At 62.1% G+C, this 17,925-nt stretch carries 23 protein-coding genes and 1 pseudogene; 11 read left to right on the top strand and 13 right to left on the bottom strand.

The window, feature by feature from the left end:
• Nucleotides 1–192: 192 nt before the first annotated feature.
• The 4 genes from AAHM44_RS12270 to AAHM44_RS12255 all read right to left on the bottom strand — a co-directional run bounded on the left by AAHM44_RS12270 (nt 193) and on the right by AAHM44_RS12255 (nt 2,470).
• Entirely contained in the window at nt 193–1,125 is a 933-nt protein-coding gene (locus tag AAHM44_RS12270) for a helix-turn-helix domain-containing protein (protein ID WP_342250147.1), read from the bottom strand.
• Between the two features lie 338 nt (nt 1,126–1,463).
• A complete protein-coding gene (locus AAHM44_RS12265; protein ID WP_342250146.1) occupies nt 1,464–1,706 on the bottom strand; it encodes a DUF7662 domain-containing protein in 243 nt (80 codons plus the stop codon).
• Nucleotides 1,707–1,879: 173 nt separating this feature from the next.
• Nucleotides 1,880–2,071 (bottom strand): hypothetical protein, encoded by a 192-nt coding sequence (locus AAHM44_RS12260; protein ID WP_342250145.1) that lies wholly within the window; start codon nt 2,069–2,071, stop codon nt 1,880–1,882.
• Between the two features lie 159 nt (nt 2,072–2,230).
• Entirely contained in the window at nt 2,231–2,470 is a 240-nt protein-coding gene (locus tag AAHM44_RS12255) for a DUF6894 family protein (RefSeq protein ID WP_342250144.1), read from the bottom strand.
• Nucleotides 2,471–2,648: 178 nt separating this feature from the next.
• Between AAHM44_RS12255 and AAHM44_RS12250 the strand changes: the two genes are divergently transcribed.
• The 5 genes and pseudogenes from AAHM44_RS12250 to AAHM44_RS12230 all read left to right on the top strand — a co-directional run bounded on the left by AAHM44_RS12250 (nt 2,649) and on the right by AAHM44_RS12230 (nt 6,133).
• Complete coding sequence (locus tag AAHM44_RS12250; RefSeq protein WP_342250143.1) at nt 2,649–3,368, top strand: Crp/Fnr family transcriptional regulator; 720 nt, start codon at nt 2,649–2,651, stop codon at nt 3,366–3,368.
• 522 nt (nt 3,369–3,890) lie between these two features.
• Entirely contained in the window at nt 3,891–4,715 is an 825-nt protein-coding gene (locus AAHM44_RS12245; protein WP_446745985.1) for an iron-containing redox enzyme family protein, read from the top strand.
• A gap of 258 nt (nt 4,716–4,973) precedes the next feature.
• Nucleotides 4,974–5,390: pseudogene (locus tag AAHM44_RS12240) on the top strand (cyanophycinase); the annotation flags it as partial.
• 109 nt (nt 5,391–5,499) lie between these two features.
• Nucleotides 5,500–5,742 (top strand): hypothetical protein, encoded by a 243-nt coding sequence (locus tag AAHM44_RS12235; protein ID WP_342250170.1) that lies wholly within the window; start codon nt 5,500–5,502, stop codon nt 5,740–5,742.
• A gap of 85 nt (nt 5,743–5,827) precedes the next feature.
• Entirely contained in the window at nt 5,828–6,133 is a 306-nt protein-coding gene (locus tag AAHM44_RS12230; protein WP_342250142.1) for a DUF3606 domain-containing protein, read from the top strand.
• A gap of 26 nt (nt 6,134–6,159) precedes the next feature.
• Here AAHM44_RS12230 and AAHM44_RS12225 read toward each other — a convergent pair whose 3' ends face one another.
• From AAHM44_RS12225 to AAHM44_RS12210, 4 genes are all read right to left on the bottom strand, one after another.
• The gene (locus AAHM44_RS12225; protein WP_342250141.1) at nt 6,160–6,447 is read right to left on the bottom strand and encodes a UvrB/UvrC motif-containing protein; all 288 of its coding nucleotides are present in this window, start codon (nt 6,445–6,447) and stop codon (nt 6,160–6,162) included.
• A 1,086-nt stretch (nt 6,448–7,533) separates the two neighbouring features.
• On the bottom strand, nt 7,534–8,184 hold the full coding sequence (locus AAHM44_RS12220; RefSeq protein ID WP_342250140.1) for a GAF domain-containing protein: 651 nt from the start codon (nt 8,182–8,184) through the stop codon (nt 7,534–7,536).
• Between the two features lie 478 nt (nt 8,185–8,662).
• Nucleotides 8,663–9,556, bottom strand: coding sequence for an orotidine-5'-phosphate decarboxylase (gene pyrF, locus AAHM44_RS12215; RefSeq protein WP_342250139.1), 894 nt, complete (start codon nt 9,554–9,556; stop codon nt 8,663–8,665).
• Nucleotides 9,557–10,109: 553 nt separating this feature from the next.
• A complete protein-coding gene (locus AAHM44_RS12210) occupies nt 10,110–11,102 on the bottom strand; it encodes a nitrilase family protein (RefSeq protein WP_342250138.1) in 993 nt (330 codons plus the stop codon).
• 82 nt (nt 11,103–11,184) lie between these two features.
• On the opposite strand from AAHM44_RS12210, the gene AAHM44_RS12205 reads away from it, so the two are divergent.
• From AAHM44_RS12205 to AAHM44_RS12180, 6 genes are all read left to right on the top strand, one after another.
• Nucleotides 11,185–12,081 (top strand): LysR family transcriptional regulator, encoded by an 897-nt coding sequence (locus AAHM44_RS12205; protein WP_342250137.1) that lies wholly within the window; start codon nt 11,185–11,187, stop codon nt 12,079–12,081.
• A 458-nt stretch (nt 12,082–12,539) separates the two neighbouring features.
• The gene (locus AAHM44_RS12200; protein WP_342250136.1) at nt 12,540–13,004 is read left to right on the top strand and encodes a nuclear transport factor 2 family protein; all 465 of its coding nucleotides are present in this window, start codon (nt 12,540–12,542) and stop codon (nt 13,002–13,004) included.
• Nucleotides 13,001–13,588, top strand: coding sequence for a TetR/AcrR family transcriptional regulator (locus tag AAHM44_RS12195; protein ID WP_342250135.1), 588 nt, complete (start codon nt 13,001–13,003; stop codon nt 13,586–13,588). The genes AAHM44_RS12200 and AAHM44_RS12195 overlap by 4 nt, the downstream gene beginning before the upstream one ends.
• A gap of 45 nt (nt 13,589–13,633) precedes the next feature.
• Nucleotides 13,634–14,242, top strand: a complete 609-nt coding sequence (locus tag AAHM44_RS12190) for a pyridoxamine 5'-phosphate oxidase family protein (RefSeq protein ID WP_342250134.1) — start codon at nt 13,634–13,636, stop codon at nt 14,240–14,242.
• Nucleotides 14,239–14,394: a VOC family protein gene (locus tag AAHM44_RS12185; protein ID WP_342250133.1), complete on the top strand. Its 156-nt coding sequence runs from the start codon at nt 14,239–14,241 to the stop codon at nt 14,392–14,394. The genes AAHM44_RS12190 and AAHM44_RS12185 overlap by 4 nt, the downstream gene beginning before the upstream one ends.
• 5 nt (nt 14,395–14,399) lie before the next feature.
• Nucleotides 14,400–14,648 (top strand): VOC family protein, encoded by a 249-nt coding sequence (locus AAHM44_RS12180; protein WP_342250132.1) that lies wholly within the window; start codon nt 14,400–14,402, stop codon nt 14,646–14,648.
• 515 nt (nt 14,649–15,163) lie between these two features.
• Here the strand turns inward: AAHM44_RS12180 and AAHM44_RS12175 are convergent.
• The 5 genes from AAHM44_RS12175 to AAHM44_RS12155 form a co-directional block, all read right to left on the bottom strand.
• Complete coding sequence (locus AAHM44_RS12175; protein WP_342250131.1) at nt 15,164–15,331, bottom strand: DUF6771 family protein; 168 nt, start codon at nt 15,329–15,331, stop codon at nt 15,164–15,166.
• Between the two features lie 34 nt (nt 15,332–15,365).
• Nucleotides 15,366–15,716, bottom strand: coding sequence for a hypothetical protein (locus AAHM44_RS12170; RefSeq protein WP_342250130.1), 351 nt, complete (start codon nt 15,714–15,716; stop codon nt 15,366–15,368).
• 207 nt (nt 15,717–15,923) lie between these two features.
• Nucleotides 15,924–16,112, bottom strand: a complete 189-nt coding sequence (locus AAHM44_RS12165; RefSeq protein WP_342250129.1) for a hypothetical protein — start codon at nt 16,110–16,112, stop codon at nt 15,924–15,926.
• 494 nt (nt 16,113–16,606) lie between these two features.
• Complete coding sequence (locus AAHM44_RS12160; RefSeq protein WP_342250128.1) at nt 16,607–16,837, bottom strand: hypothetical protein; 231 nt, start codon at nt 16,835–16,837, stop codon at nt 16,607–16,609.
• A gap of 77 nt (nt 16,838–16,914) precedes the next feature.
• On the bottom strand, nt 16,915–17,403 hold the full coding sequence (locus AAHM44_RS12155; protein ID WP_342250127.1) for an Hsp20 family protein: 489 nt from the start codon (nt 17,401–17,403) through the stop codon (nt 16,915–16,917).
• Between the last annotated feature and the right edge of the window lie 522 nt (nt 17,404–17,925).

Raw genomic sequence — 17,925 nt, 5'->3', positions numbered from 1 at the left:
AGCGGATGGCAGCCGCGCGCAGGCGCGGCGCCGGCCTTGCTGTCGTGTCGCGTGATCCCCCGTTTCGACCAGCCGTTCAGACGATCAGGGAAGTGGATCGGCGCGGGTCCCCAAGTCAATCGAGGCGCGCGGAGTTGAGACGCTGGACCAAAGGACTGAGACGCGGCGCAAAAACCCGCGCCGATTAGGATGTTATTCCGCGAGCCGGTTCATCCAGTCGCCCCACATCATCATCCGCTCGGGAGGGGACAAGGCCAGCTTCTCCGGGTCACCCGCAAGCCGGTCGACCTTCTGGAGACCGCGCATCGCGCGCGCCTCGCTGGCGGTATAGCCATATTCCCGGCGGAAGGCCCGGCTGAAGCTCGCCTCGTCGGGGAAGCCGTAGGTCAGCGCGATCTCGCTGATCCGACGATGCTCCTCGGCGCTCGACAGCAGATCGTGGATGCGCTGCAGGCGGCGCTGCTGGATGAAACGGGCGACGCCGCCAAGCGGGCGGAATAGCCGGTAGAGGCTGGCGCGCGACATCGCCAGGCCCTCGCTCATCGTCTCAGGGCCCAGCTCGGGCGATGCCAGATGTGCATCGACGAAGCGCCGTGCGCGGCCCAGCTGTGTGGCATCGAGCACGCTGCGCGTCTGGCTCTCCGTGCCCTCGCGGGGCTCCAGACAGGACCGCATCATCGCGATCATGCTGTCGGCCATGGCCGGGCCGTCCGCATTGTCCAAGCCGCTCGCCTGGCTCGCCAGCACCTTCATATAGTCCGCAAAGATCCGTCCCCGCGCGCCGGTAACGATCCGGCCGTGCAGCGAGGCGATCCCGTGCATCGCGCCATCGGCCATGTCGCGCGGCACGAAGATGCACAGGCAATGCATGGGAGCGAGCGGCAGCTCGATCGGCTGGCCCAGGTCGATGACGAAGAGCAGCCCTTCCGGATTCTCGCGCGTGAAATCGAGCCGGATCAGATAATGATCTATTCCGTCGGTGCGGATCTTGGCCGCCGTGCGCGAATAGGCAAGCGCATCGACATCGGTACCGCCGAACGCGATACGGCCCATCAGATAGGTAAAGGCGGTACCGCGGAATCCGGATGCATCCCCACACACCGGAATCTCGAACATCGGCGCCATCGCGCGATGCCACGCCTCGAAGCGTTCGCCTTCAGGGAAGTCGTCCGTCGAAAAGCGTATGAGGGGAATACGGGAAGCGCGCTGAGCCATTATCGCGATGTGCCTGCCGATTCATGCGACGTCCACCAGCTTCCGATGCCAGGCCTCAGTCGTAAACAAATGATTTTGCATTATTTGCATGCGCAATGGCGCCTCCGAACGCCGCCAGGATTACAGCGAGGCCATTGCGATCCGCTGCAACACCAGGCCTCCGCCCGACGACCTCCGGCACAGCGTGCGACCCTGAAGAAAGCGGGGCCAGCGCCGGCGTGCCACAGGGCAGGACTGCGGACCGGGGGTCAGCCCCTCCGAAACTGCACCAGCTGGTTCATCAGGTCTGGATCGGCCAAATAGCCTGCCTCCCGCCAGGCGCGCGCCTGGACATAGCGCGAGCTGCCGCGCTGATTTGACCACCAGGACCGGTAGTCGGAAGCGGATTCCGGCAGACCGCCGACCATCCCGGCGATGGTCGTGAAGGACAGCGTGATAAGCGGGCTGCCATCGGCCTTCAGGTGATCGCGTAACGGGTCGTACTTGGCCATGGGAGGCTGATAGCGGGGCATGCCGCCGGGGGAAGCCTTTATAGCACGTGCAGCATGAATTTGCGCGTGCGGGTGCGGGCCTCGCAGGGAAGGCCTTCGGGTGTGCCGGTCCTTTCTGGTGGTGATCGCCCGCTAAGGTCCCCGCGCGGCAGCGCGGCACCGCGTGTCTCGGCCTATCTTGGCGTGCCGTGGCCATTCAACGGCGCGCCGGGCTCCGCGGCGATCAGCGCCAGCAATTTTCGTTCATAGTGCCGGGCGAACTCGGTGTGGACGCGGTAGCTGGCAGGATCACTCGCCTGCTCGGCCTTTTCCCGTTCCTCCTCCGCCCTGCGACTGAGATAGTCGATATCCGCTTCCCTCGTCATCTCGTGCTCCATGTGCCCCGAGCTCGACTCGTGAATAGCGCATGGTGGCGGGGCCGACGCCAACCTGAATTAGTTCCCGGGCAGGCGTCGCACCATTACCATAGCGCCGGGCACAATCTCCCGGGATGCCCTCCCTGCGCTCGTGGCGTCGCGAGCAGCTCAGTCTCTGACTGTCACCACGTCCCCAAACCGGACGGTGGCCACGTTCCGCCCTGCTTCATCAAGCACCTGTACGCTGTGACTCAATACCAGGTGACGGTGTGCGGTAATGGACGCCGCAGCCATGGCAACTGCCTCCGCCCGAGCCCTCGCGATTGCCGCCGTGTCGTTCAGGCAGTCGGTGCCGTCTTCGTCGATCGTGTCGACGTCATTGAAGAGGTGAAAGAAATATCGTGCCATTCCAAGGCCCTGCTTAAAACATCATCTCTGGGAAAACGGAAATCTCGCGTGATGGTTTCGCGTGTCGATTTGCATCGGTGCGAAGCTCGGATGGGCTGCCGATGGTGGTGCGGGCGGGAAACTTGTGCGGAGGACCGGTGTTGGTGTCGGGCTAGCCAATCTTCGCAAGAGGCTCCCGATGATCGAAAACCATCTTGCGCGGTTGCGCCACCGGCACCGGATCGACGCGGACGAAGAAGCGGCGATTCGCGGGATGATGGGAGAGCGCCGCCGCATCGCCGCGGGCACGACTATCGTCCGCGCTGGCGAACCCCTGACCCGCAGCACGATGCTGCTGAGCGGGTTGCTCTGCCGCTACCGGGACCTGCGCGGAGGCGAGCGTCAGATCTCGGAGTTGCAGGTCCCCGGCGACTTCGCCGACCTCCACAGCTATACGCTGAGGCGGCTGGATCATGGCATACTTGCGCTTACGGCATGCGAGATCGTCGAGGTCCCGCATGAAAAAATCCGTGCGGTCGTCCGGGCGTTTCCCCGGCTGGCCGATATCTACTGGTTCTCGACGAACCTGGACGCGGCGATCCACCGCGAATGGATGGTGTCGCTCGGACGCCGAAAGGCTGCGGCCCGCGTCGCAGCGCTATTTTGTGAACTGCAGGTCCGCCTGGCGATCGTCGGCCTGGCGGACGATACCGGCTACGCGCTCTGGATCAGCCAATATGACCTCGCGGAATGCATGGGCCTGACCTCTGTTCATATCAACCGCACGCTGCGCGAGCTCCGTGAAGCAGGCCTCGTCACCTTTCGCGACCGACGCGTCCAGATCCACGATCTGGACGGCCTCAGGCGGGTTGCAGAATTCGATCCCGCCTATCTGTATCTGGGGCAACAGCCCCTCTGAACCGCCGGCATCTGGATCAGCAGCCGGGAGGCGTCGTCGCGCGCCGTCGCCCCCGGCGCGCGGGCGGCGGGTCTCCCCGGGCGGCATTCCCCAGTTCGCGCAACTGTCGCCGCAGGGTGGGCGAATCGAGATGGGCCAGCACCTCGGTGAACCCCTCGGCCCTCAACTGCCGCTCGAGCGCGTCCAGGCGCGGGTAACCCCCGGTCCTGGCCAGTTCGAGGGCGCGTTCGATTATCGTCTTTCCATGCATCGCGAAGGTCTTTGTCCGCCGGCGCCGTCGCGCGCCTCAACTTAGATTAGCGCGGCCGGAGCGCAGCCCCGGGAAAGGCCCGGCGTCGCTCTTCGCCTTGCACGCTCCTTCAGTTCGAGTCGGCCAACGCAGTACCCAGGGTGGTGGAACGACGTCCAAATGCCGGCGTTCCCGGGAAAAGCGGTGTTCATGGAGAGTGTTACGTGCTTGCCCCTGCAGATCGACAAACCAAATTTGATTCGCAATTCCTGACCAACAGCTTCCAACGAGGATTGGCGCACTGGAATCGCGAGCGGCTTGAGCCTGGATTTCCGGCCGACGACTGGCAGAAGACCTTCGAGCGCGATGTGAAGATGCAGCGGCTTGAAGGCGCCTTTCTCGAGGAACTGCGCGCGGAGGTGGCCGAGGAGGCGGCCGAGGCCCCGACCGATGTGGAAGGCTTTCTCGCCTGGTTCGAAGGACTGCAGGCCAGAGGGCCGGGTCAAGGCGACCCGCTTTTTCCCTGGCTCGCCGAGAAGGCCGACCGCGACCAGCTCCGCTGGTTCTTCGAACAGGAAGCCGCCGGCGAGGCAGGCTTCGACGATCTCGTCGCCATGACCCAGGTAAAGTTGCCCGTCCGGCCCAAGCTCGAACTGGCACGCAATTACTGGGACGAGATGGGCCACGGCACCGCCAAGGGCATGCACGGCCCGATGCTCGATGCGCTGGTCGAGACGCTGCAAGTCCAGCCTGTGATCGAGAACACCATCTGGGAGAGCCTGTGCCTCGCCAATGCGATGACCGCCATGGCGGGCAATCGGCGCTATGCGTGGCATTCGGTAGGTGCGCTCGGGGTGATCGAGCAGACCGCGCCGGGGCGTTCGGCGCTCGTCGCACAAGGGCTCCGGCGGGTCGGGCTAACACCCAAGGAAGCGCGATACTTCACGTTGCACGCGGTTCTCGACATCAAGCATAGCGAGGACTGGAACCGGGAGGCGATCCGGCCCGCCGTGACCGAGGATGCTCGCCGCGCGACCGCGATGGCCGAAGGCGCGCTGATCCGCCTGCGATGCGGCGCGCGCTGTTTCGAGGCCTATCGAGCGCGACTCTCGGTTTAGCTCACCCGGCCAGCCGTGCCGCGACCGAGCATCGCTCGACATCCCGCGAAGGCATTTCATCGCAATGACTTAAACAAGATCAGCGCGGTGGAACGCTTCCAAATCACTCGGTTGAGCCTGCAGGAGCAACAGCGAGCATTTCGCCCTGGATATCCATGCCGAGAACATGGGGGGCGCGCGTGGCGCGGTCCGTCGCGAGGAACTGGAGGAGCTGCTCGATGCCGAGTGAGCCAGGCCCCCTCGTCATCATCGGCGGTCATGAGGACAAGGAAGGCGACAAGCGTATCCTACGCGGTCGCCGAGAGATTGCGAGGAGGCAAGCTCGTCATCGCAACCGTCGCCAGCCACCAACCCGAAGGCTATTTCGACGCCTATCAAAAGGCTTTCGGCGAGCTGGGAGTGGACGAGCTCGTGGAGCTCTATGTCCATGAGCGGGGCGAAACCCTGGAGCCGGGAGCCGCCGACATCCTCGCCAACGCCGCCGGCATCTTCTTCAGCGGCGGCGACCAGCTGCGCATATCGAGCCAGATCGGCGACACGCCGGTCGAGAAGATGGTGCGGGAACTGCACCTTCGCGGCGGCCTGGTGGCGGGCACCTCGGCGGGCGCGTCGGTCATGAGCGAAACCATGCTGGTCAAAGGCGCCAGCCAGGAGTCGCACAGGATCGGCGACCTCCACATGGTGCCGGGGCTGGGCCTGGTGCGCGACGTCATCATCGACCAGCATTTTTGCCGAACGCGGGCGTATCGGGCGCCTGCTGGGTGCAGTCGCCCAGAACCCGCGGGTGCTCGGAATCGGCATCGACGAGGACACCGCAATCCTCCTGGAAGGCAGCGCATTCGACGTGCTCGGCGCCGGGGCCGTCTACATCGTCGATGGCGCGGAAGTGACCCGATCGAACATTTCGGAGGCAAGCCCGGAAAAGACGCTTTCGATGCACGATGTACGCCAGCACCTCCTGAGCGAAGGAGACCGCTTCGACCTGGAGGCGCGTGCACCGAGCCCCCAATCGCATGCGCCGAGCTAGAGCGCGGGACGCCGGCCAGCCAGGGGTACATGAGCAGGCCGGCTGCGGATCGTCCGCGCTGGCGTATATGGAAGGAGCTGAGAGCATGACAGACCCGACGAATGACTGCGGCGTCGGTCTCGGAAGCGGTACGGCACCGGATCGGCAGCGGCGCCCGCCCGGCGATGAGAACCAGGCGCCCGGGTCGGATGCAGCGGCCGCCGCCGCCGCTCCGCGCGAATGCCCCGAGGAAGACCGCGTCCAGGTCGAGCTCGGCTCGGAGGAGTTGGCGGGCCAATGGGCGGACAGGTTCAATGTGACGCGCGCACAGCTGGAGGAAGCGGTGAGCGCGGTCGGCAGCGACGAACATGCCGTGGCGACCTATCTGCGTGGCCAGGGCGGCGGGGACTAGGGTTTTCCGTCGCCGCGCAGGCCAGGTCAGCCGCGACGCTTGCCTCTGCGACGGCTGCCCTTCGTCATCGGGTCGGGCTTCGGCGGAGGGCGCCAGCCGGCGGGCGGCGTCATTTTCTGTTGGCTGGTGCCAAGCCCCATGGCACCAGGTTGCTGCCGGGTCAGGCCCGAGGTGTCGATATCCTCGACCTCCGCCGCCGTCGCACCGCCCCGCAAGAGGTTGATCCGATCGCGCAGTCTGCGCGCCTGCTCGAAATCGAGCGCTTCCGCCGCGGCCTCCATCAATCGGCGAAGCTCGGAAATCTGCTCGGACATCGCTTTCACAACGCGGGATGTTCCTCCCCGGTTCAGTGGTCTGCCGCGAAACGCCATTCGCTTTGCCGGGCGCGAACCTGGCTCAGCCGCGCCGACCCGGTCGTGACACGTCCGGCCTATCGCAGAGGCGAGCCATATTACCGTCCGACCCAGCCCGGCGCACCGGACCTGGGGATCGGCTGTTCCGTGCCAGCGAACGTGATTCATCGCGCGAAACCCTGGCACCACGCTTTTTGATCCTGGCCGAGCCACCCGCTCAACGAGCGGCAGCTTTTGGAATTGCTGGTCGACGATCTGAACGGCCAAGATTGGGGCGCCAGCAGCCAGGCAGCTTGCTACGACTGATGCGGCGGCGGCTGCGGGTTTTCACGACAAGAGTTCGGCAAGACGAATGTGGCAGTCCGCAAGCTCGAGATGGCGTTCCCTCAGGGCAGCCTCTGTAGCGCGGTAAGCTAGCTGGCGCTCACGATCCGCCCGCTGGAAGTGATATTCTCGATCCTCGAACACCCGCGCCTTGCGTAGCGCCTCATAGGCTTGCGCCTCTGGTCGGGATGGAATGCTCACGGCAAGGGCATACCACAACAGTGTTTACATTACGTCGCCGCCGACGAGCCAAAGCGAAGAAAATCAACGGAATTGAATTTGGCGCTTTCGCGTCTACTCATAGGAATAACGGACTACCGCACGAAGGGACGACACTCGCACAACAATAGTGTGATTATTTTCCCGGGTTACTAAGCGAGCAAGCGTAGGATCGCCAGCGGGGTGGTCGATCTGACTAATCTCCAGCCAGTCCATGCCATCGACGCGAACTCGAACAATGAGTTGTTCGTTCAAGTGTTCTGCTGCGGATGCAAACACTTCCAGACTCAACAGCCGCCTCCGAGGCCCAATGACAACAGCATCGCCGCCGCCAATACCGGAGCGACAAGGAGGAAGGATGTCGCCCCGGTGCCGATTCCCAGCGGCTGCTCAGCCTAGTTACCCAAAAGGCATGAAAACCAGTACTTTGTCGCATGATTTATAGGTTTTCCGCCCGAGAATGAGCCAATGTGGCTCGGACGACATCCCCACGCCCCTGCGCACTCATCCCCATTCGGTTTTTAACTTTGCTTCGAGCCGTCGAAGCTCCTCATCGAGCACGGCCACCTCGGCATCGTTCTTATCGGCGATTGCGAAGCGGATGCGGGTAGTAAGCTCCGCGATAGCATATTTGGCATAGGCTAGAGCGTTCGGTTCGCGTTCGATCACCGCGACTGCTTTGCTGGCGAGAGACCTGAGAAGCTCAAGCTCTTCCGCACCGACTGTTCGGGGTTTTTGGTCTAGAAGGCACAGCGTGCCAAGTGCGAAGCCGTCGCTGGTGACCAAGGGCGCGGCGAAATATGCGCGCACGTTCATTTCGATCACTGCTGGAGCAAACTTGAATCGGGGCTCGCTCCAGGCATCCGGCACACAAAGAGGAGCGTAATTTCGAACTCCGATCGCGGCGTCACAAAAGCTGTCGGGCCTGGTGAACTCCCTCGGGTCGAAACCGTAGGCTACCGCTAACCAAAGCGTTGTGCGGTCCACGATCGACACGGCGGAGAAGGGAAAACCGGTCTCTGTCGCGACCTGTTCAACGATCTGAGAGAGCTCGGCATCGCCGCTCATGCCAAACACGCCGCTCGTCAGCACCCGGGCCTGCCGGCGAAGCTCAGCCCGTTTCTGCTGCGTGCATTCGTGAACTGCCTCGCTCAATCCCAGCCTCCTCAAGACCCAGGTAAAAGTTCTGCACTAATGCTATAAATTTCGCGCGGATGAACATTGTTCCGCGCGTACGCTTCAATGGCGATCCACCTACATTCGATCACTAACCGGGATATGCCAGATCGGTTTATCACGTGATTGTAAAATCACGTATATGTCAGGTTACAACTTTTGCATCCTCACACCGCACATTGAGCACATCTTTTAGTAACCGACGGTGAGGGATCGGCCAAATGGCTTGGCGTCCGATGTGGATTGTAGTCCTTGGTGTTACCTTATCCTCGTGTTCCAGCGACTGTGCAATTCGCACAGGCGATGGCATCTGCGCCGAGAACACACTGGAAGCCTCAAATAACTATTCCGACGCTGACTGGTGAGCATCTTGTGGGTGGGAAGCGGTGAGTCCGCTTTGGTTGTGCCGATTGCGAAAGCGGAGGTTGTCTCATCGATTCTCCGGCCGGTGAGGCGCTCAAGCCGTCACGCGATAGTCATGTGCGATCGCCCTTTTGAACTGATCTACCCTTTCCAAGATGACGGCGCGGTAATCCTCCAGGGAAACATTCCGATCCTCAACGCGGGTCAATCCTCGCGATACGGGAACAAGCAGATCTCCGAGACGATTGCCGCGAAGAGAACGGATGCTCGCGGGATCGCCCCCCTGCGCCCCAAGTCCGGGCGCCAGAATGATCGAGCGGGGCAAAAGCTTCCGCAGGCGCCGCCCTTCCTGAGGTATGGTTGCTCCGATCACAGCTCCAAAAGGGCTCAGAGAACCCGTTTCCAATGACGGGAGGGCGCCGATCAGATCGGCGACCCGGTCGGAAATTAGCCTGTTCCCCGCCAATTTGTCCTGGAGCCAGCCCGCGCCCGGATTGGAAGTGCGACATAACACGAACAGACCTTTCCCGAACCGATTTCCGCATTCTACAAAGGGATCAAGCGTATCGGGTCCCATCAAAGGGCTAACTGTCAGGCAGTCCGCTTCGAAATCGTCGCTTCCGCCCTCGGAACCGGGCATTAGGTAGGCGCGAGCATATGCTGCGGCAGTTGCGCCAATGTCTCCACGTTTTGCATCCAATATGACGCCCATGCCCGCCGCCTTTGCCCTCTTCATGCCGGCGGAGAGCGCCGCCAATCCGGCGAGGCCGTGCGCTTCGAAATAGGCAGCCTGAAACTTTACGAAGCCAACACTTCCTTCGACTGTATCCAGGATAAAATCGACGTAGCGCGAAATCCCCTTGTCTGCGTCCGCAGCCCGAAGCAGCATGTGAGGGATATCGGGAAGAAAGGGATCGATGCCGACAACGAGGTCGCCAAACCGTTGAACGTTCTCTTCAACGATTTCCACCCATCTCCGGTTTTCCATAACAACTCCCTATCAGGTCAGATTGGTAGCGGGCAGGTTTTCATCGAGATCACGATAACAAGCGGGTCTTCGCCCGACATCCCCACACCCGTAAGCATCCTGTGATGATCTGCCTTAGAAGCTGGGCTTGATCCGAGGCGAGCGCTTGGTCTGCTAAAGCCCTCTGAGGCTGGTCTTTCGTCGAATCGACCCGCCGTGCCGGAAGTGGTTTTTCATTCAATCGCCCCCCACAGGGTAGGTTATCGGGACGTTTGCTGTCGTTCGCCAGAGCATGGAGGGACGGCCGCTTTCGGGATCGAAGCCCGATCGCCTGAGTGGCGGCAACTGGGGCGCTTCCTGCCTGGCCGCTCTTGGATCGGCCCTCTCACCTCCGAACGGTCGACTATGGGTGTTTGCGGCCAGGCGGCTTCTGGCGCCGCGAATCTCAACCGAAACGGCGAAATTTGGGTGGTTTCTGGCGCGACAGCTCTTCGGAACGCAGATCGTCGGGCGCTGAATTTTGCCTGAGATTTAGGCCGGGCAGATGCGATCCGCCCGGCCAGTTATCGCGCTTCTACTCGCTTGAGCATGCCGATACCTTGGCGTGGCCGTTGCCCCCGAACCGGGTCGCATGTGGCGACAACTCGGTTCCGTCCCATTCGGTCAGTCTCGCATAGAGCTCTGGTCGGCGTCCGCGCATCCATCGCCGCCCGCTACTCGTATCAATGAGGCTCAGGTCAAGTTGGGCCACGACCATGTCGTCGTCCAGGGAAGCCGACTCCCCGACAATGTCTCCATAGGGATCGAGGACCATCACGTGTCCCGTGCGAACCTCGTCCTGATCGCGGCCTACGCCATTGCTGAAAACGATGAAGAGCCCGTTGTCATGCGCACGCGCAGGCAGCCATCGCATAAGCCAAGCTCGGCCGCTTGTGCCCGCGAATGCCTGCTTGCATCGTTCGGGTTCAAGATGGCGCTCCTCCCAATATTCGACGGGGATGGGTTTCATGCCTCGCGGGCTGAGTGAGTTGGTTCCCCCTGTTTGGTGCGGTGCCAGCAGCACTTCGGCTCCAAGCAATGCACAAGCGCGTGCGTTCTCGACGAGATTGTTGTCCCAACAAATTAGAATGCCCAGCTTCACGCCCCAGGGGGTGTCGAAAACCGTGTAGCGCTCGCCGGACGCGATCAGCGGATGCTCGAAGGCATGGAGCTTGCGGTGCGTATGGCCGCTGCCGTCCGGGAAGCACAGCCGATAGGCATTGTAGAGGCGTCCGTCTTCACCGAGCTCTAGCCAGCCGACGCCAATTGCCAGACCGAGATGTTGCGCGAGTGAAGCCACACGCCGGACACTCGGACCGTCCACCGGCTCCGCGATCGCATGCAGCCCTGCCTCGTCGAGGAAAGGCACGTGCCAGTAGCCGGTAATGCACATTTCCGGCATGCAGACGAGTTGGGCGCCCGAGGTCACCGCCTTCCGGGCAAAATGTTCGATGCGAGAAAGATTATGGTCCTTGTTTCCCGCCTGGTGCTGGAACTGGACAGTCGCAACGCAAAGATTTCTGGTCATCGGGTCCTCCTGAGACATCGATGCCAGCTTGCCGCTGCAAAACTCCAATGAAACATATGGCCACTCATGATAGCTGATTGGAATGGATGTCGAGAGACTGCGTGCATTTCTGGCGGTTGCGGATCAGGGTCATTTTGGCCATGCCGCCGAGCGTCTGCACATTACCCAGCCTGGGCTGACGAAACGGATCCGGGCGCTCGAGGAGCAAATCGGCGGTCAACTTTTCGATCGTGACAGGCAGCCCGTGCGCCTGACTCCGCTCGGGACCCTTCTACTTCCTCAGGTTCGGCGGCTAGTTCGGGATGCGGATGCCTTGCTGCACGATGCGCGTGGTGCCGTCGATGGTCAGCTCGGCCATTTGAATATTGGCTTCGGGCTGTCGACGATCGCGGTCGCGCCCTGGCTTGTCGCTCGCTTTCGTGCCGCGCATCCTGGCGTGTCCGTATCAATGGATGACTACTCTTCGCATGAGCAGGTCAACCGACTTAGACGGGACGAACTCGATCTTGGTTTCATTCGTATGCCCGCGCCACCGGACCTAATGTCGTGTCCGCTGGCATCCGACCGTCTTGCGATAGCAGTTCCGCAGAATCTGGACATTCCTTCGGGAGCGAGATTGCGAAGTTGGCTCGCAGCACAGGACTTCATTGCGTTACGGGAGGCACGGGGACCTGGGCTCGCCGCTCAAGTTCGAGCCTGGTGTCGCTCTGCCGCTTTTGATCCGAAGGTGGTGCAGGAAGCCGATGACATACAGACAGTCCTCGCACTGGTTTCAGCAGGGCTGGGCTGCGCCATCGTGCCGGTCAGTTCCGAAGCATTGCTTCCCGGTCGATTGAGGCTTCTGGCTGTGGAAGGGAAGGAAGCGGCATGGAGCATCGGCGCTGCGTGGAAGGCACAGCGCGAGGTTGGCGCACTGGGCCATCTGGTCCGGATTGTCAGAGCAGAGGCGCCCATGCCGGAAGATTTCGGCGGATATTGACCACGCAATTATTAGATCTGCTGTCGGGCACGCCGCTGGCCAGCTCCCGCCTGATCCGCCGGGAAGCTACGCGCCCCATGTCGGTCGTTACAACTAATGCGCCTCAAGCTTGAAAGCCGTTGTTCGTTCATCCGGCTGCGCGCGGCTGGCATTGGGACGAAGCGGTCATTTCCAGTCTCGCTTTCATCGGCAGCTTTCAGCGGCCGCAGACGCCCGGGCATTGCAGATACGAGAGGCCATCTGGGATATCGCCATCTCGCAAGACGAGGCGCCAGCCGGATCCCGTACTATCGAAACAACGCTTGACAGTGCCCAAGGCAACTTGTACCGATCGGTACAACATGGTGATTGGAAGATGAAGCCGGTCGAACCGACGCGTTCTTGTCACCGCGTTTCCAGCCTTCTCCCTTGCGCCTCCGGCGCTTGCGAAGACTTTTCCGATGAAGAAAGGAAATCCGATGTCTCGTCCCCCTCTGCCCCCGTTCACCCATGAAACCGCCATCGAAAAGGTCCGCTTGGCCGAAGACGGCTGGAATACGCGCGATGCAGCGAAGGTCGCGCTCGCATACTCGCTCGACACCCGCTGGCGTAATCGGGTGGAGTTTGCCAATAATCGCGAGGAAGCCCAGGCATTCCTGACCCGCAAGTGGAACAAGGAACACGAATATCGGCTCATCAAGGAGCTCTGGGCCTTCACCGGCAACCGTATCGCGGTGCGCTACGCCTATGAGTATCGTGACGATAATGGCCAGTGGTTCCGCGCCTATGGCAACGAGAACTGGTTGTTCGCCGAGGATGGCCTGATGTCGAACCGCTATGCCTGCATCAACGAGATGCCGATCGCGGAATCGGAGCGCAAGTTCCATTGGCCGCTCGGCCGCCGCCCCGATGATCATCCGTCGCTCAGCGACCTCGGCCTATGACCGGCGGGCGCGTCCTCACCACCCGCGAGAATGCGGTGCCCGCATTGGCAGAAGCGTTCCGCGAACATGGGTTCGAGGGCGCGAGCCTGGCGGTGCTGTCGAAGGCGACCGGCCTCGGCAAGGGTAGCCTCTATAACTTCTTCCCCGGCGGCAAGGAGGAGATGATGGAGGCGGTCCTTGCCGATATCGATCGCTGGTTCGCCGAAACCATCTTCGTACCGCTGGAACAGGCCGAGGACCCGGCCGCGGCGGTTACGGCAATGTTCGACGAGGTGACGGCCTATTTCCGCTCCGGGCGGAGGGTCTGCCTTGTCGGCGCGCTCGGGCTCAACGTCGGCGGCGGCGCGTTCGCGGCGACGATCAATGGCTATTTCAGCCGCTGGATCGCGGCACTGGCGCATTGTCTCGAGGCCGCGAACATCCCTTCCGCGTCGGCGGCGCAGCTGGCCGAGGAGGCAGTGTCCGGCATCCAAGGTGCAATCGTCCTGGCGCGGGCGCTGGGCGAGGATAGCACTTTCAAGCGCATCGTCGACCGCCAGCGTGCCAGCTTGCTGGGCGCGATACGTGGCGGCGCAACCCCCTGAATGTCGGAAGGCATGGCACCTCCGGCATCAACCTGAGTGTACCGTATGGCGCAGACCTATCTCCATCTGATGTTCGGCCCCGGCGCTCGTGCGCTGCAGGCGGCGGCCGGATCACGCACCGCCTACGCGCGCATGGAAAGCCAAGCCGGCGCGTTCGACGCGCTGACAGCAAGAGAACTAGATTTCATCGCGGCACGCGACAGCTTCTATATCGCGAGCGTTAGCGAAGGTGGCTGGCCCTACGTTCAGCATCGCGGCGGCCCTGCGGGGTTTCTGCGTCACATTGCCGATAACAGGCTCGGTTTCGTCGACTATCAAGGGAATCGCCAGTATCTTTCGACGGCGAACCTGGCTGCGGACGATCGCGTCTCTCTGTTTCTGATGGACTATCCTGCACGGCGCCGGCTCAAATTGATCGGTCGTGCGCGGACAAGCGACGATCCGGCGGAAATCGCCGAACTTACGCGTGCAGGACATGACGCGGTGCCAGAGCGGGTTCTCCTGATCGATGTTGTCGGCTTCGACTGGAATTGTCCCCAGCATATCACCCCTCGCTTCACCGAGGCGGAGATTGCAGCGGCCCATCAACCTCTTATCGACGAACTCGCGCGACTGCGCGCCCGCGTTTCGGAACTGGAAGGAGCACGCTCATGACCGGCAGGCTGACCTGTGGCGTCCATCATGTGGGGCTGACCGTTCCCGGTCTCGACGAGGCACAGGCATTCTTTTGCGATGTTCTCGGTTTCGACGTCGTCGACGGTGCGCCCGATTACCCGGCAATCTTCATCTCCGATGGGACGCGCTGATCACCTTGTGGCGCGCGGGCGAGCCGGCGACGGCGCGGGCCTTCGATCGCCGCGCCAACATCGGCCTCCATCATCTTTCGCTCGCGGTTGCCGACGAGGATGCGCTTGCGGCGGCGTGGCGAGAGGTCAGCGCCCATCCCGGCGTCACCGTCGATGTGGAGCCTCAGCCCACCCCACCTGGATCCACCACTCGCCACTTCCTCGTCTTCATCCCGGGCGGAATCAGGTTGGAGTTCGCGACCGCGCGCAAGTGACAAAGGAAGAGCCAGTTTGGTGCGTCTCGATGGCGGCTTTCGGCAAAAACTGCCGTTCAGTGTTCGGGTGCCGAATGGCAAGGGCTGGTCGGCGGGTGCTTCCAGGCATAGGGTTGTACGTGCCTAGGTCAGAGGCAGGCGGCAGATGGTGATGCTCAAGAGGCTCTTGGGTTTATCGTTTTACGGACGATGGGCCTGACGCTTACAGGGTTCCATGACGGGGATCGCGGACAACTAGCGATAACGGCATTTGAACCCGGTCGCTGGGATGGGTTGCAGCGAGAGATGCGACCGCTGCGATTATAAGCTGCCTTTCCGCTTTCCACCCAATCTCGAACTTTCCCTTGCTGGCTAGGTCAAGCCAGAAACTGCCCGACGCTTCCGCCCTAGTGTCAGCCGTTGAGCGTGTAAGTGCGATGCCCGGAGCCTTCAATGATGGGCTGCAACGATGCGATGTCTTATCCGGCCCGGCGTGCAATGAAGTTCGCCCAATTCATATTCGGACGCGGAACGGCTTAGTTTTTTGGCTCGCTCGCTTCTCCAAGCGTGCCGGCGATCATGGCAGCCAGCGCTTCCTCGGCTCGTTCGCGCATGGCGTGATCCTTGGAAGCCAACTCCTGGCGGATCCACTCAGGCGCACGGGCGATCACGGAGGCGATCGCAGATTGCAGGGTATCGCTCATTCCAACCACTCGGCCGTCGTCGTCAATAGCCTGCCTACTTCTGCAGGGCCGTCCCGTTCAACCTCGGGCATCCTCGGCATTCGTCATTTTCGCCTGCTATCGGCGTTTCGCGCAAGCCAAGTCGCACCAGCGCATCGTGGATAATCGCCGTCGAGAAAGGTTTCTCGACCTGAAGGGCTCGATCATCGTCAAGCGAGGAAGCGCCATTTGAATCGACGGTCAGCACCGCCGGAATATCTGCATAGATACTGCGGATATCGGTCAGCAACGTGAACCGGTCGGCCGCAGCAAGCAAGGCTGTCCATTGCTCAGTGCCGAGCTCAACTGATTGCCCTGATTGCCGCGTTCGGCGAAAACCATGGCTTGGGCTGTAGGTTCCCTGCAACCGCTCCCCTCCGCCCGCGGTCGGAAGGTTCCCTCTTGAAGCCTTCCGGCCACGTACAGCTCAAGGCATAACTAGCGCCGGAATATGCGTTCTAGCCAGGAAGGCTTGGTGCGTGCCGCACGGCGCGCTTCATCGCGCTCACGGACCGACCGCAGCGTCTGAGCAATCCGCACTTCCCACGCCTGTTCTGCACGGCGACCCTCGCGCTTACGCGACATGACCGTTCATCGACGCCGGCACCGGCTGATCGGCGATCAATGCCTGGAGCCTCCGTTCATACTCCCGGGCAAAGTCGGTGTGGATCCGGTAGCCAGCCGGGTTGTCCGCGTGCTCGGCCTTTTCACGCTCTTCCTCAATCCTGCGGCTCAGATACTCGATGTCGCTCTCGACCGTCATTGCGTGCTCCATGTGCCCCACGAGCCCGGACAGAAAATATCGAATGAACCGAAGATCGACAGTAACCCATGTTATAAAGGGGAGCCGTTCATGCGGTTCGTAGCTCGATCTGGCGTCCCTTGCAGGGTTTTGCGAACGCTTCCTGGCCGATCGTCAGATCCGCCATGGCACTCCAGATAGGCGCGGCGCAGCTCGGCTTCGTCCATACCACTGTGCTGTTCATCGAACCTATTCTATCATGCCGGCATTGGCCCGAGCACGCTCTTCCGGCATGATCTTTCAATAGCTACCCGCGAGCGCGGCATGTGCAGCTCGAAAGCTGAGATGCCGGCTCTTCGGGCAGGTAGAGCGCGCAGCTATTCTCTGCTCGTCGCCGGAGATATCGCGCCATATGGTCCGGGCTACACGGCCCAGTTCCTGGACACTGGGCTCCCGCGCCTGGCCGATGCAGTCGACGATCTCCCTGGGGATGGTCGCAGGCGGTGTTGACATGCTCAGCTTGTCCGTCCGCCCGTCGAATCCAGGCTCTTGAGAGCATCCGGCACATCGCGCACGGGGACCGGCCCGGGCAGTTCGGGAGGCTCGCGCAGAGCTGGCTTCGACCGCACCGCGAAGGCATCGGATGCCCAGGATGCGAGGATCGCGCGCTTCACCTCTGGCTCGAACTGGGGATGCCCCACCCGTGCACGCGGGTCTTGCAGCCGCTGAAAATGATGAACCGACATCCGCTCTCCTTTCGAAGGTCGTTCCGGGGTTGATCTGGGTGAGAGTGCCCGCCTCGCTCGAGCGAGGCGGGCGGTAATTAGGCCGCGTCGCTTGCGGCGTTGTCGGCGGGTACCTCGAGAAGATCGTTGGCCGGCTGGCCGGCCTTGCCACTGATCTCGATGCGTCGCGGCTTCATCGCCTCGGGGACTTCGCGCTTGAGCTGGATGCGCAGCAAGCCATCCTCGAAGCTCGCGCTTTCGACGACCACGAAGTCCGCGAGCTGGAACTGGCGGTCGAACGTACCCGCCGGGATGCCCCGATGGAGATATTGGGTGGCGCCATCATCCTCGGCCTTTCGACCGGTGACGCTCAGCAGGTTGTTCTGCGCAACGATCTCGACCTCATCGGGCCGGAAACCGGCGACCGCAAGCGTGATGCTGTAACGATCGTCGCCGTGGCGCTCGATGTTGAACGGTGGGCTGCTGCTGCTGTTGTCGCTGCGCGTGCTTGCTTCGAGCAGATCGAACAGCCGGTCGAATCCGATGGTCGAACGGCGATAGGGCGCAAAATCGAAATCGGTCCTCATATCCAAATCCTCCAATGAGCAATCTGAGCACGAGGCGCACCGGATCGAGAGCCGGTGCCCCCAGGTCCTGCCGGACCGAGAAATCGCATCCGGCGGCGATGATTTGGAATCTCCAGACGGCGTTTCAAGAGGGTTGTGCGAGAATTTTTTGTCGTGCTTTTCCAGCCGGTTATACGGTCCATGCGATGGCCCTGATAGGAGCAACCCGGTCCTCTGGATAAGCCGTTGTCGCGGGTCTCAAGGCCGGATAGCCGTGGACTTCACGAGAAGGACCGAGCTTCTTCCCTTGCGGATCGCTCGCCGAGATGAAATCTCTCTGGAACCACGGCTTGAACTTGCGAAGGGATGGAGCGCTGGCCGCCGGAGAAACGCATCGACGAGTTTCGCGCCCTCTACCGTCTGCGGCCGGCCGCCGGCCGACTCCGGCAACTGACTGCTCTCAGCGAGCCACGCCGATACCGGCGCCAGGAGACTTCACATGAACCCAGCTCCGGGGCCGTGTGTCCCGGCCCCAAATCGCGA

The sequence above is a fragment of the Sphingomonas sp. OTU376 genome (assembly GCF_038440415.1).
Classification (GTDB): Bacteria; Pseudomonadota; Alphaproteobacteria; order Sphingomonadales; family Sphingomonadaceae; genus Sphingomonas; species Sphingomonas kyeonggiensis_A.
Note: the sequence above shows the minus strand (reverse complement) of the source record. Positions and strands in the feature narration are given on the sequence as shown.